The 12,537-nt window shown below is 51.3% G+C and carries 15 protein-coding genes; all 15 read right to left on the bottom strand.

The window, feature by feature from the left end; translation table 11 throughout:
- Window positions 1-4 precede the first annotated feature (4 nt).
- Window positions 5-487, bottom strand: a complete 483-nt coding sequence (locus H581_RS0113445; protein WP_245600034.1) for a hypothetical protein — start codon at window positions 485-487, stop codon at window positions 5-7.
- A gap of 270 nt (window positions 488-757) precedes the next feature.
- On the bottom strand, window positions 758-1,591 hold the full coding sequence (locus tag H581_RS0113440) for a TlyA family RNA methyltransferase (RefSeq protein ID WP_028610448.1): 834 nt from the start codon (window positions 1,589-1,591) through the stop codon (window positions 758-760).
- A 15-nt stretch (window positions 1,592-1,606) separates the two neighbouring features.
- Window positions 1,607-3,505, bottom strand: a complete 1,899-nt coding sequence (dxs, locus tag H581_RS0113435; protein ID WP_028610447.1) for a 1-deoxy-D-xylulose-5-phosphate synthase — start codon at window positions 3,503-3,505, stop codon at window positions 1,607-1,609.
- A gap of 119 nt (window positions 3,506-3,624) precedes the next feature.
- Window positions 3,625-4,539 carry a polyprenyl synthetase family protein gene (locus H581_RS0113430; protein WP_028610446.1) on the bottom strand — a complete coding sequence of 305 codons (915 nt, stop codon included), beginning with the start codon at window positions 4,537-4,539 and terminating at the stop codon, window positions 3,625-3,627.
- Between the two features lie 2 nt (window positions 4,540-4,541).
- Window positions 4,542-4,796, bottom strand: coding sequence for an exodeoxyribonuclease VII small subunit (gene xseB, locus H581_RS0113425; RefSeq protein WP_028610445.1), 255 nt, complete (start codon window positions 4,794-4,796; stop codon window positions 4,542-4,544).
- Window positions 4,780-6,150, bottom strand: a complete 1,371-nt coding sequence (gene xseA, locus H581_RS0113420) for an exodeoxyribonuclease VII large subunit (RefSeq protein WP_028610444.1) — start codon at window positions 6,148-6,150, stop codon at window positions 4,780-4,782. Before xseA ends, xseB begins: the two co-directional genes overlap by 17 nt.
- Window positions 6,151-6,158: 8 nt before the next feature.
- On the bottom strand, window positions 6,159-7,019 hold the full coding sequence (folD, locus tag H581_RS0113415; RefSeq protein WP_028610443.1) for a bifunctional methylenetetrahydrofolate dehydrogenase/methenyltetrahydrofolate cyclohydrolase FolD: 861 nt from the start codon (window positions 7,017-7,019) through the stop codon (window positions 6,159-6,161).
- A 49-nt stretch (window positions 7,020-7,068) separates the two neighbouring features.
- On the bottom strand, window positions 7,069-7,512 hold the full coding sequence (gene nusB, locus H581_RS0113410; protein ID WP_028610442.1) for a transcription antitermination factor NusB: 444 nt from the start codon (window positions 7,510-7,512) through the stop codon (window positions 7,069-7,071).
- A gap of 136 nt (window positions 7,513-7,648) precedes the next feature.
- Entirely contained in the window at window positions 7,649-7,879 is a 231-nt protein-coding gene (locus H581_RS0113405) for a DUF2273 domain-containing protein (RefSeq protein ID WP_028610441.1), read from the bottom strand.
- A gap of 14 nt (window positions 7,880-7,893) precedes the next feature.
- Entirely contained in the window at window positions 7,894-8,451 is a 558-nt protein-coding gene (amaP, locus tag H581_RS0113400) for an alkaline shock response membrane anchor protein AmaP (RefSeq protein ID WP_028610440.1), read from the bottom strand.
- A gap of 99 nt (window positions 8,452-8,550) precedes the next feature.
- Window positions 8,551-8,958 (bottom strand): Asp23/Gls24 family envelope stress response protein, encoded by a 408-nt coding sequence (locus H581_RS0113395; protein WP_028610439.1) that lies wholly within the window; start codon window positions 8,956-8,958, stop codon window positions 8,551-8,553.
- Between the two features lie 137 nt (window positions 8,959-9,095).
- The gene (gene accC, locus H581_RS0113390; protein WP_028610438.1) at window positions 9,096-10,451 is read right to left on the bottom strand and encodes an acetyl-CoA carboxylase biotin carboxylase subunit; all 1,356 of its coding nucleotides are present in this window, start codon (window positions 10,449-10,451) and stop codon (window positions 9,096-9,098) included.
- Window positions 10,452-10,504: 53 nt separating this feature from the next.
- Entirely contained in the window at window positions 10,505-11,002 is a 498-nt protein-coding gene (gene accB, locus H581_RS0113385; protein WP_028610437.1) for an acetyl-CoA carboxylase biotin carboxyl carrier protein, read from the bottom strand.
- A gap of 246 nt (window positions 11,003-11,248) precedes the next feature.
- On the bottom strand, window positions 11,249-11,869 hold the full coding sequence (locus H581_RS0113380; RefSeq protein ID WP_028610436.1) for a SpoIIIAH-like family protein: 621 nt from the start codon (window positions 11,867-11,869) through the stop codon (window positions 11,249-11,251).
- 30 nt (window positions 11,870-11,899) lie between these two features.
- Window positions 11,900-12,526, bottom strand: a complete 627-nt coding sequence (gene spoIIIAG, locus H581_RS0113375; RefSeq protein WP_028610435.1) for a stage III sporulation protein AG — start codon at window positions 12,524-12,526, stop codon at window positions 11,900-11,902.
- Window positions 12,527-12,537 lie beyond the last annotated feature (11 nt).

Here is a 12,537-nt window from a genome sequence, read left to right as displayed (position 1 = left end):
CGAATTAGTCGGTGATGTGAAAAGTGATTTTACGAATAACTTTATCTTTCGCATCCACGAACAGCACGCCGGCGCATTCAGGCAGCAATAACGAATAGACGAGAAGCCTGTCCCTTACCCCGCTTGCCGTCCAATCCATCGGCATCCGGTCGCGCGCGGTCTTCACAACATATATACTGTTATCCATTTCCGCAATATAGTCAATATATAATCGACTGCCCTTCCCGAGAGGCATGCCGTCAAGCTCAATAAAAATCGGCACTAAATGCTTGCCTGAGCTTACTTCATAACCTGCTTCTTCGAGCAACAAAATATTTTCATCATTTGGCTTCAGCTCGCCGCCCTTGCCCAGCTTCAACCGATTGACGCTTGCAGGCGCATGCAGCCACCGATAAAACGCCCTGAAGATCCAGGCAGCAAGAATAATGCCTGCAACCAGCATAATCAGCCAATCGCCATAGGAATTCATAAGCAGCCCCCATTCCAAACGGTTTCTTCTCCTTATTCGTTTCGATAAGTTGGGGGGATATTCCTTTTTTTGACGAAGCGAACGTTTGTTTGCTTTTTCACAGTTTATCAAATGATTGCCGCTGTTGCAAGCGTAAACAGCCGTTGCTTCGCACGAATCGTTAGCTGCATCTCAACGGAGACGGTATCACAGTGAATTCCAAGTACTGGTTAAGTGTGAAACTTAAACGACAGAAAAAAAAGACGCCTTGCAGCTGCTAAACTGTTCGGCATCCTTCTTGGATCCAGCTTATGATTTTCCTGTTGTAAATGTTTGACTCGCAAGCTTAACCAATTGTTCCAGCTCCGGAGCGGCAGGCACATATTGGTTAGGCTCTGCCGACCAAATCCAATAAGCTAAAAATTCAATATTGCCTTCGCCCCCGGTAATGGGCGAGAACGTAACGTCCTGCAGTCTATAGCCGAGTTCGGCAGCCATCGTCAAAACAGCTGTCAGAACAGCTTGGTGAACAGAAGGATCTCTGACAACGCCTGACTTCCCGACCTTCTCTCTGCCGGCTTCAAATTGCGGCTTGATAAGCGCGACAATACCGGAGCCCGTTGAGAGCAAATTCGATAAGGCCGGTAAAATAAGCTTCAATGAAATAAAGGAAACGTCGATCGTGGCGAAAGTCGGTGCAGGTCCGACTAAGTCCGACGGTTGCGTATACCGAAAGTTCGTGCGCTCCATCACGTTCACACGAGAATCCTGACGGAGCGACCAGTCCAGTTGGTTATATCCGACATCGATCGCATAGACGTAGGAAGCGCCATTCTGCAAAGCGCAATCCGTAAATCCGCCTGTGGATGCCCCAATATCAAGCATGACCCGGCCCGTCAGATCAATCCCGAAAGTCCGAATCGCCTTGTCGAGCTTTAATCCGCCTCGGCTGACGTAAGGATGAAGCGCTCCCTTTACCTTAATATCAGCCGTACGGGGCACCTTCATTCCGCTTTTATCCACGGGTTCGTCATCAACCAGCACCAGTCCCGCCATTAATGCGGCCTTTGCCTTTTCCCTGCTCTCAAAAAATCCTCGTTCCACAAGTAGCACATCTATCCGTTCTTTTGCTGTCGTTGTCATCTTTCTCCTTCAAGCTTACTGCTGGCCCGTAACCCGCTTGATGCGGCGAGGCAGCATGGATTTCAGCTCATTTGCGACTCTTTCGGCCGTTAAGCCAACTTCTTGTCTCTGCTCTTTAATGGATCCATGCTCGACAAAAATATCCGGTATCCCTATTATCCGAACAGGCTGCCCGTAAATGCCTTTTAGCGAATAAAACTCCAGCACGGAACTTCCCAGCCCGCCCAGCTCCGCACCCTCCTCGAGCACGATCATATTTTTACCTTCCGCCGCCAGCGACAGGAGCATCTGCTCATCCAGCGGCTTTATGAACCGGGCATTAACGATTTGTATATTTAACCCTTCGCGCTTCAGCAATTCAGCGGCTTCCTCCGCAACCTGAAGCATCGGCCCGATAGCCAAAATAGCGCCCGAATCTCCTTCGCGAACCGATTCCCATTTCCCGATCGGGAGCGGTTGCGGATTTTCCTCCAGCTTCACGCCAAGGCCGGCAATGCGCGGGTAGCGGACCGCAATCGGTCCCTCGTTGTAATCGACGGCCGTTCTCAGCATTTGTCTCAGCTCGTTCTCATCCTTCGGCATCATCACGACAATATTCGGGATATGCCTCAGAAAGGAAATATCATATACCCCGTGATGAGTTTCTCCATCCGGTCCGACAAAGCCGGCGCGGTCGATTGCGAAGATAACGTTCAAGTTTTGCCGGCAAATATCGTGAACGACTTGATCGTAAGCCCTCTGCAAGAACGTCGAGTACACGGCAAACACCGGCTTTAAGCCTTCGATAGCAAGCGCGGCGGACATCGTAGCGGCATGCTGCTCGGCAATGCCGACGTCAATCATCCGATTCGGAAACCTGGCCGCGAATTTAAGCAAACCGGAGCCTCCGGGCATCGCCGGCGTAACCGCAACGATCCTCTCGTCCTTCTCGGCCATCTCAATCAGCATGTCGCCGAATACGTCCGTGTACACGGGAGGGCCGACTGCCTTTACGACTTGACCGGACTCAATTTTGTACGGCGTTATGCCGTGCCATTTGAAAGAATCCGCTTCGGCCGGCGAATATCCCTTGCCTTTGACGGTTAACACGTGTACGAGGACGGGACCCGCAACCTGATCCGCTTGCTTCATAATATCAAGCACCTGCTCCAGGTCATTGCCGTCTACCGGTCCTAAATAGGTGAATCCGAATTGCTCGAACAAAATACCGCTGACGAGCAGATACTTCAAGCTGTCTTTAAAGCGCTCGGCCGTCTTAGCCAGCTTGCCACCGATAGCCGGAATCTTGTTGAGCAGCTGCTGAAGATCGTCTTTTGCTTTTTGATAATGGCGATCCGTACGGATTTTCCCTAAATAATGATGCAGCGCACCGACGTTAGGGGCGATCGACATCTCATTATCGTTTAAGATGACCATTAAATTTTTCTTCTCGTGTCCGATATGGTTCAGCGCTTCCAAAGCCATGCCGCCCGTCAGCGCCCCGTCGCCGATCACGGCGATGACGCGATTGCCGGCGCCTTGCAGGTCACGGGCCAGCGCCATCCCCATGGCGGCTGACAATGAGGTGCTGCTGTGCCCTGCTTCCCAGACATCATGCTCGCTTTCGGAACGTTTGACAAAGCCGCATAAGCCCTTATATTGGCGCAGCGTATCAAACCGGTCCTTGCGTCCGGTTAGTATTTTGTGCACATAAGATTGATGTCCAACGTCAAATATAAACTTATCATCAGGACTATTAAATAAATAATGCATAGCTATGGTCAATTCCACGACTCCCAAATTAGGAGCGAGATGACCGCCGGTAACGGAAAGCTTCTCAATAAGAAACTGGCGGATTTCTCCGGCCAGCTGCCCTAGCTGAGCGGCATTCAAAGCTTTCAAATCTTGAGGTCCGTTAATCTGGTCTAGCAGCACGTTACTTTCCTCGCTTTCGCGGACAGCGCCGTTCCGTGCCGTCCAATTGCATCTACATTTTTCCTAGTATAACATAATGCTTTTTGTTTCCCAACAACTGCGACTGTGCGCGCCGCACCCTAATGATCTCTCCGGACCAGATAATCCGCAATTTCGAGAAGGCGGTCCGGCATTTGAAAGCCCGCTTCCAGCACGGCGGATTTCGCTTCCTGCGTGAGCCTCTCCACTTGGGCAATGCTTTCATCCATGCCGATCAGGTACGGATACGTTACCTTGTTTTGCTGGACGTCGCTATTCGTTTTCTTGCCGAGCTTCTGCTCGTCGCCGACCAGATCCAGAATATCGTCCTGAATTTGAAAGGCCAAGCCAATGCTTCGCCCGTAACGCGCTAGAAGCTCCAGCTGCTTCGAATCAGCTCCGCCGATCCGCCCGCCGGCCGTTACCGAAAATACGATTAAATCGCTCGTTTTATGAAGATGAATATATTCAAGCTCGTTTATGGACGTTACTCCCTGCTCGCCAAGCATATCGGCCGCTTGACCGCCTACCATCCCGGGAGCACCCGCGAATCTTGCTAAATCATCCACAATGGCAAGCGCGGCTTCGGCACTGATCGATCCTTGACGCGCTGCTTGCGGAATAAGATGAAAAGCATGCGTTAACAGCGCGTCTCCTGCAAGAATAGCCATTGCATCGCCGAACACTTTGTGGTTTGTCGGTTTGCCTCTGCGGAAATCGTCATTATCCATCGCCGGCAAATCATCGTGAATCAAGGAATACGTATGAACGAACTCTACAGCGCACGCAACCGGCAGCGCCGCTTCAAAGGAGGCCGGCTTTCCGAGCACAGCCTCGGCGGCTGTTAAGACGAGCGCCGGACGAAGCCTTTTGCCGCCCGCTTCAAGCGAATAGCGCATGGCTTCCCGCAGACGGCCGGGAATGTCCCATTCTGCCGGGAGCGCCTGCTTGAGCGCAGCCTCCGTCAGCTCTGCGCAACGAGATAAATATGCGGTAATATCCGACCTGTCGTTCAAGCTTATTCCCCTTTATCCTCGTTTACAGACGCAAACGGTTTTTTCTGGAAGCCCTGCTCCGACTCGATAAGCAGTTCGATTTTCCGTTCTACCTGCTCCAGCTTGCCCCCGCATAGCTGCGACAGCTTCATCCCCTCCTGAAACAATTCAATAGCTGTTTCCAGAGGAACGTCGCCATTCTCCAGCTTGGATACGATCAGATCCAATCGCTCCATCGCCTGCTCAAAAGAGAGCTCGCCGTTATTCGTTGCTTCCATTGCTTTGATCTCCCCTCAATGACCTGACATGGCAGTCAAGTTGGCCGTCGGATACTTTTACTTTAACGACGTCTCCAGGCTGCACATCGGCAACTGATTTAATTAACTTTCTTTCTTCCTCGTCATATACCAGACCATAACCGCGCGCCATTACCTTTAATGGACTTAAAGCGTCTAATTGCCTAATCGTGCTATGCAGCTGCAGCTTCTTTTCTTTCACAGCCGATGCCATCGCTTGCTCCAGTCTCCTGCTCGCGCTTTCCCAGCGCTTGGCTGCGAAAGCGGCGCGATCGCCCGGATGATGGGCGGCTAATGCCGTCTGCATCCGTGATAAACGGGAATAACTCCGGTCCACGATCGTTCTCATTCGCTGCTCCAGCTGTTCATTTAAACGGTCATGCCGCTGAGCCTGCTCTAATAAATATTTGCGCGGATGCATGAAAAAGGGAGAACGCCTTATGCGATTCAGCCTTTCCTTCTCGTCCTGCAAGGCATACCGAATCCCTTGAACGAGCCTCTGCTTCTGCCGCTGGAGCTGCTGCTGCAATTCGGCGATATTCGGAACGGCCAGCTCGGCGGCTGCTGTAGGCGTAGCCGCGCGTAAATCAGCTGCAAAATCCGCAATAGTGAAATCCGTCTCATGACCGACCGCACTGATTACCGGAATGGCTGATGCGGCGATGGTGCGGGCAACCGCTTCCTCGTTAAAAGCCCAAAGCTCTTCAAGCGAGCCCCCGCCCCTTCCTACAATCAATACGTCGGCTTCGCCGAAACGGTTCATGGATTCAATGGCTTTCACAATAGACGGCGCAGCTTGGGCGCCCTGCACAAGAACCGGGTAAATAAGTACAGGTATGGACGGATAACGGCGCTGAAGAGTAATAATAATATCTCTTACTGCCGCCCCGGTCGGTGACGTTATAACGCCGATTGCGCGAGGAAAACGCGGTATAGGGCGTTTGCGCGAGGCAGCGAACAATCCTTCGGAGTCCAGCTTCGCTTTTAATTGCTCATAAGCCAGGTACAGGCTTCCGATCCCGTCCGGCTGCATGGAAGTGACATAGAACTGATAATTGCCGTCCCGCTCATAGACGGAAATATTTCCTCTCGCAATCACTTTTGCGCCTTCCTTCGGAATAAAAGGCAAACGCTGATTATGTGAGGCGAACATAATGCTCTTCAATTTGCTGTCGCTGTCTTTCATCGTAAAATACATGTGCCCGCTAGAATGATGGGTGAAATTGGAAATTTCGCCCCTAAGCCATATATCACCTAACAGCGTGTCTGATTCCAGCTTCATTCGTATGTATCGGTTAAGCTCTTTTATGGAATAAATACGCGGCTGATTCGTCATGCCAAACGTCACTCCTTGATTCCGTTTGCCCTTTTTGCAGCTGTAATCGTATTTTTCATCAGCATCGTAATCGTCATTGGTCCGACGCCGCCCGGGACAGGCGTAATAAAGCCGGCCGTCTCCAAGCAGTCCTCGTAATCGACGTCTCCCGCAAGCTTTCCGTCCGGCATGCGGTTAATGCCCACATCAATGACTACGGCACCCGGCTTCACATATTGGCTGTTAATCGCTTTGGCTTTGCCGATCGCCACAACGAGAATATCCGCTTGCTTCGCCAGCTCCGCCATATTCGCCGTACGCGAATGGCATACGGTAACCGTCGCGTTCTCGCGAAGCAGCAGCATCGCCACCGGCTTGCCGACGATATTGCTTCTGCCGATTACGACGGCATGCTTGCCGTCGATATCCACGCAGCTGCGTTTGATAAGCTCGATAACGCCTGCGGGCGTGCATGGCAGCAAGCTGTCATCGCCGATAACCAGATTGCCGACGCTTTCCGGATGGAAGCCGTCGACATCCTTATCTACGCTAATCGCATCGATAACGGCCTTTTCGTTAATATGTTTTGGGAGTGGCAGCTGAACGAGTATTCCGTTAATGGTTGATTGATTATTTAACCGGTCAATAAGAGCCAATAACGCTTCTTCCGTCGTCTCGGCAGGCAATCGATGAACCTCCGAATACAATCCGAGCTGCTGACAGGCCTTCTCCTTCGAGCCTACGTAAACCTTCGAGGCAGGGTCCTCGCCTACAAGCACGACCGCGAGACCGGGAACGACTCCCTTGGCCTTTAGCGCCGCCGTCTCTGCAATCATCTCTTCACGGATCAGATCGGATATTTTTTTACCTTCTATGATTTGTGCACACATAGCTCAGTCTCCTTTGGATCACAAAATGTTCCGGCTGCCGCCACTCAAGTTACGATTTTAACTCGTTAATGCCGAGCAGCAATTTGCCGAGTACGCCGTTTACGAATTTTCCTGATTCTTCCGTGCCAAAATGCTTGGCCAATTCGATCGCTTCGTTAATCGCCGCCTTCGGCGGGATATCATCCCGAAACACCATCTCGTAACAAGCAAGCCTAAGCACCTGACGGTCCACGCGAGACAGCCTGTCCACCTGCCAGCCCGTTAAAAATTGCTGCAGCATACCGTCGATTACTTGCTTCCGTTCAAGCACGCCAAATACGAGCTCGCGCACAAACTCATCCGTGCTGCCCACCTCTCCGGGATCAGCTCCGATTTCGTTGTCCTGACGCAGCTCGTCCATCAGCATATCGACGGCATCCGCGGCCGATACCTCATTCATTTCCATTTGATACAAGCTTGCAACTGCAATTTCCCGTGCTAATCTACGTTTCATATAACCTCCGCGGCAGCATGATTGCCATTGAATTAAATTATTCTCAAAATCTTGTATTTTCAAAAAATCCTATGATCTCCTCCCTGCCCCATATAAGCGGCTATCCGAATTACGGAGTACGGAGGAGACCACAGGATCATTTAAATGGCCGAAATCTTTCTAACAAGGAATACCACAGCCGCTGCCATGGTATGATCGGACCGCTATTTGTTTCCTTGTGCAAGCCGACCCAATATCCGATAGAAACCAGCAGCCCTACAAAAAGCATATCCCAAAAACCGACAATCAAGTATAGCAATCCGAAAAACAGCCCAATTGCAGCCCCGGCTGCGCGCTTTCCGTAAACCGTCAAGAACTCCCTCCACATCAGCAAACCCACCTCTATTCCACGCGGCTCTTAAACGTACCCGTTTGGATGATGTTCGCCACATATACCGACACGTGGGTGACCGGTATACCAGCAATGTCTTCAATATGTTCTTTGACCGCGCGTTGAATTTCTTCCGTCAGTACCGGTATGGAGGTTTCGCCGTCGACAACCGCACGGATGACAATTTCCAATCCTGCGTCAGTGGCACGAATACGCGCGCGAAGATCCTTGACGCCGCGTTGGCGTGAAGCAGCTTTGAGCGCCAAATTTTCAATCGTTTCAAGAGAAATTCGGATATCTCCAAAATCGGTTCGTTGATCAATCGAAGGAGCGGAGGCGGAACCGCGTTGAAGCGATACGATGAAAAATCGCAAACTTAAGACAAACAGCACGATACCCAATACCGCTATCGTAATTTGCAAGGAATCGAGACGATATAAATCGCCGACCAGATCGTTCATCATACCCCTTGATATCCCCCCGAATCCCAGAAACAGCAGGAAAATGGAAAGGCATCCGATGATGATGCTGAACAAAAACAAAAGCAGCTTGTCCACGACTTTAACCAAGCGTATTGGCCTCCTCCTGTGATGCCGAATGAAAACCCCCTTGCGCCGAGCGGCATGCCCATTCACGAGGGGGTTGTACGGAATTTAATTAATCAATTTTTATTTAACTCGGTTCGGATGCTCTTCTTCTTCCGGTTTATCTTGCGTTTTGAAATGCACATCGTGAATATGTACGTTCACTTCAACAACGTGGAGACCTGTCATCATCTCAATCGAACGTTTCACATTCTGTTGAATTTCCGAAGCGATTTCCGGTATTCGGTTGCCGTATTCAACGATGATGGAAACATCCACCGCAGCTTCGCGCTGGCCCACTTCAACTTTGACACCTTTGGATAAATTTTTCCGACCCAGAAGCTCTACAATGCCTCCGGCGAATCCGCCGCTCATTCCAGCAACGCCATCCACTTCAATCGTAGCCAATCCGGCGATTACCTCGATCACTTCAGGTGCAATTTGAATCGTGCCAATGTCCGTTTTCTCATAGTCCGCAGCGATTATGCTCATGATGGTTGTACACCTCCTTAAAGTTGCGCGTACCCGGCCTCTGGAGCCAAGCAATAAACCGCATCTTGTTAATATACTATAACATTCGGCATGAAATATGACAAACTATACGTCTTGTTCACATTTTTGTCGCTTGTCTATTCCGGTGCATTAATATCATGCTCTTCAAGGAACTTAATATCGAAGTTTCCTTGGATGAATTTAGGGTGATTAAGGAGCTTCATATGAAAAGGAATCGTAGTCCGAATGCCTTCAATCGCGAATTCAGATAACGCGCGTTTCATCCGGGCGATCGCTTCCTCCCGGGTAGCTCCCCATACAATCAGCTTCGCAATCATGGAATCATAATGCGGCGAAATCGTATAGCCCGGATAAACGGCGCTGTCCACCCGCACGCCTGCGCCGCCCGGCGGCAAGTAGAACGGGATGTGGCCCGGCGACGGCATGAAATTCCGCTCGGAATCCTCCGCATTGATCCGACATTCGATGGACCAGCCGTTAATTTTTAAATCGCTTTGCGCAAAGGATAACGGATTGCCCTCCGCAACTGAAATCATCTCTTTTATTAAATCGACATTCGTGATCATCTCCGTTACCGGATGCTCGACCTGAATCCTCGTGTTCATTTCCATGAAGTAGAAATTCCCGTCCGGACCCAGCAAGAACTCCAGCGTACCCGCACCTGAATAATTGACGGCAAGCGCGGCCCGAACGGCAGCCTGCCCCATCTTCTCACGCAGCTTTGGAGACAGTACGGCGCAAGGAGCCTCCTCTACCAGCTTCTGCCGTCTGCGCTGAACGGAACAATCGCGTTCGAACAAGTGCACGGCATTGCCGTGCTTATCGGCCATGATCTGAATCTCGACATGCTTCATGCCGGTCAAGTACTTCTCCAAGTAGACGCCTGCATTGCCGAATGCCTTCTGCGCTTCCTGCTGCGCGGTCGAAATCTGCTGCACGAGCGACGATTCGTCTTCGGCAATCCGAATCCCTTTGCCGCCTCCGCCCGCCGTTGCTTTGATGATGACCGGATATCCGATCTCCCGCGCAATCGCAACCGCATCTTCCATACTCTCGATGAGGCCGTCCGAGCCCGGAATAATCGGAACGTCAGCCGATTTCATCGTAAGCTTGGCGACTGCCTTATCCCCCATTCGGTTAATGGCATCCGGCGACGGGCCGATAAAAGTGATGTTGCACGACTCGCAAATTTCAGCGAAATCGGCATTCTCGGCCAGAAATCCGTAACCGGGATGGATGGCGTCGCATTCGGTTATCGTAGCTACGCTCATAATATTCGTTAAATTCAAATAGCTGTCCTTGGATGCGGTCGGCCCGATGCAATAAGCTTCATCCGCTAACCGGACATGCAGGGAGTCGCGGTCCGCTTCCGAATAAACCGCAACCGTGCTTATGCCAAGCTCGCGGCAGGCGCGAATAATTCGAACCGCAATTTCACCGCGATTTGCAATTAATATTTTGTGAAATTTCACGTAGGAACCCCTTTCAAACGTCAGTTTCCCTGTTCGGATGTCAGCTCACCCGATTATTCCGGCTTAACCAGGAACAATGGCTGTCCATACTCGACGAGTTGGCCGTTGGAAACCAGAATCTCGACGATCTCGCCGCGAACCTCCGCTTCGAGCTCGTTCATCAGCTTCATGGCTTCGAGAATACAGACAACGCTCTTCTCGTTGACGCGGTCGCCAACCTTAATGAATGCCGGGGAGTCCGGGGACGGTGAGCTGTAGAACGTGCCGACCATCGGCGAGACGATTTGATGCAGGTCGTCTGCGACCGGACGCGCCTGCGCCGTCTCGGCGGCTGGCTGCGGAGCAGCTCCGGCAGCTGGATGCACAGGCTGGTTTTGGACAGGTGCAGGCGAATATGTATGCGTAATTGGAGCCGCTTGCACATTCACCACTTCTGTTCTGCCAGGCTTGCGGATGAGCAGGCGAGTCCCTTCGTTTTCAATTTCCAGCTCATGAACGGAGGTTTGATCAACCAATTTGATCAACTCTTTAATCTCGCTCAGTTTGAACATGAATTATTTTCACTCCTTAAATTTGCGATAGCACAAATACTCAAGCAGCACTATTGAATAGGCTGTTTGAATGCCAATCTATCCAATTCTTTCACATAACGTTTAATATTATATCATAAACAAGCCCGAACACGAATCATTTTTTGCGCAGCCTGGCGGCAGCGGCAAAAAAGAGCCCTGTTCTTACCAGCCTACCGCTGGATAAAACAGGACTCCCTGACAAGTATTTTCATATTCGGGCGGCTCTTATGGCACGTACTGCACCGATACTTGATTTGCGCTCACTTCCATCGTGCTCATCACCAGCTTGATAATATCGGCCGCTTGTTTTTTCTCAAGCTTTTCGCTCGATACGACGACTTTGTAGCGGTCGCCTTCCTCGTCAACAAGCGCCATTTCATATTGCTCCGTAAGCTTCGATTCCAAGGTCGCGATTTTCGAATTTTTGTCCTCGAACTTCTCGAGCTCGGCCGCCGCGGCAACGGCTTCCTCTTCGTCGCTCTGCGTCTGTGCGATAGCCGCCAGGATCCGGTTCTCCGCTTCCGTATTTTTCATCTCGCGCTTGCTCATCAGCTCGCTGAATATGCCGCCTGACGCAAGTCCTTGCTCCTCGATCTGGTTCAGCACATCCTGGTCCGCTTCGCTGAGAACCGAGTCGTCAACAGGCTGCTCCACTTCGTTTACAACCAGCCCGTCCTGTCCGCCCGCTCCCGCTTCGGTCGCATTTTGCGCGCCTTCCTCAGTCTGCGAACCGTCCGTCAGCACATCCGGATTGTCGATGTCCTGCGTAAATAGATAGTACGCCGACAGCACAACCATTAAGCTTAGCATCGAAACAAGCCATACCGTTTGTCTTTTCGTGTTCATGTGAACACCCTCCCCGATTCATAAAGTGAATTATTGCTTGCTTGGCACAACGGATATCCGGTTAACCGGTACGCTGACACCCTTCTCCACCGCATTAACGATAATACGCCTGACCGTTGCGTTTTCCGCGCCTTTGGCTACGATAAGAATGCCGCGGATGCGAGGATTGATCGTTTTCGTAATAATCGGTTTCTGATCGCCCGCCACTTCATACAGAACAACCTGTCCATCTTTGTTGATCGATGTGATGTGCCGTCTGCCTCCGTTACGGTCGTTCTCGTCCGTAATTTGCTGCGACTCCTGCTCATTCTTCTCAACAACGATCTCCTCAGTCGAGTCTATGGTGACAAGCACGTCGACAGAACCGACTCCGACGATTTTCTCCAAAATTTCTTTCAGCCTCATCTCGAGCGGGTGCTCAATCGCAGCGAAAGGAGAAGAGGCTGCGTCATTGCCGTTCAAAAATGCAGGCGCGGTTTGAGGCGGCGGATTCGGATCCTGCGCCGAAGGCTCCACATCCGTTAGAAAAGCATTCACAATCATCAGCGCCGCGCCAATCCCCCCTATGATGAGCAAAATTCGCAGCGTCCGCACCCGCTTCGGGCCGCTCGGACCGCCGCCAACCGCCGTTTCCAAACCATTTAGCCACTTGGACACCGCGCTGTCCC

Origin of the sequence: Paenibacillus harenae DSM 16969, assembly GCF_000422465.1 — a bacterium.
Classification (GTDB): Bacteria; Bacillota; Bacilli; order Paenibacillales; family Paenibacillaceae; genus Pristimantibacillus; species Pristimantibacillus harenae.
This window is presented reverse-complemented; position numbering and strand designations above follow the sequence as displayed.

Coding starts and splice junctions, on each gene's coding strand:
- H581_RS0113380 (WP_028610436.1), bottom strand. CDS start 11,869: ATGAACACGAAAAGACAAACGGTATGGCTTGTTTCGATGCTAAGCTTA.
- nusB (WP_028610442.1), bottom strand. CDS start 7,512: ATGAAACGTAGATTAGCACGGGAAATTGCAGTTGCAAGCTTGTATCAA.
- xseB (WP_028610445.1), bottom strand. CDS start 4,796: ATGGAAGCAACGAATAACGGCGAGCTCTCTTTTGAGCAGGCGATGGAG.
- H581_RS0113440 (WP_028610448.1), bottom strand. CDS start 1,591: ATGACAACGACAGCAAAAGAACGGATAGATGTGCTACTTGTGGAACGA.
- folD (WP_028610443.1), bottom strand. CDS start 7,019: ATGTGTGCACAAATCATAGAAGGTAAAAAAATATCCGATCTGATCCGT.
- xseA (WP_028610444.1), bottom strand. CDS start 6,150: ATGACGAATCAGCCGCGTATTTATTCCATAAAAGAGCTTAACCGATAC.
- accB (WP_028610437.1), bottom strand. CDS start 11,002: ATGTTCAAACTGAGCGAGATTAAAGAGTTGATCAAATTGGTTGATCAA.
- H581_RS0113405 (WP_028610441.1), bottom strand. CDS start 7,879: ATGTGGAGGGAGTTCTTGACGGTTTACGGAAAGCGCGCAGCCGGGGCT.
- H581_RS0113395 (WP_028610439.1), bottom strand. CDS start 8,958: ATGAGCATAATCGCTGCGGACTATGAGAAAACGGACATTGGCACGATT.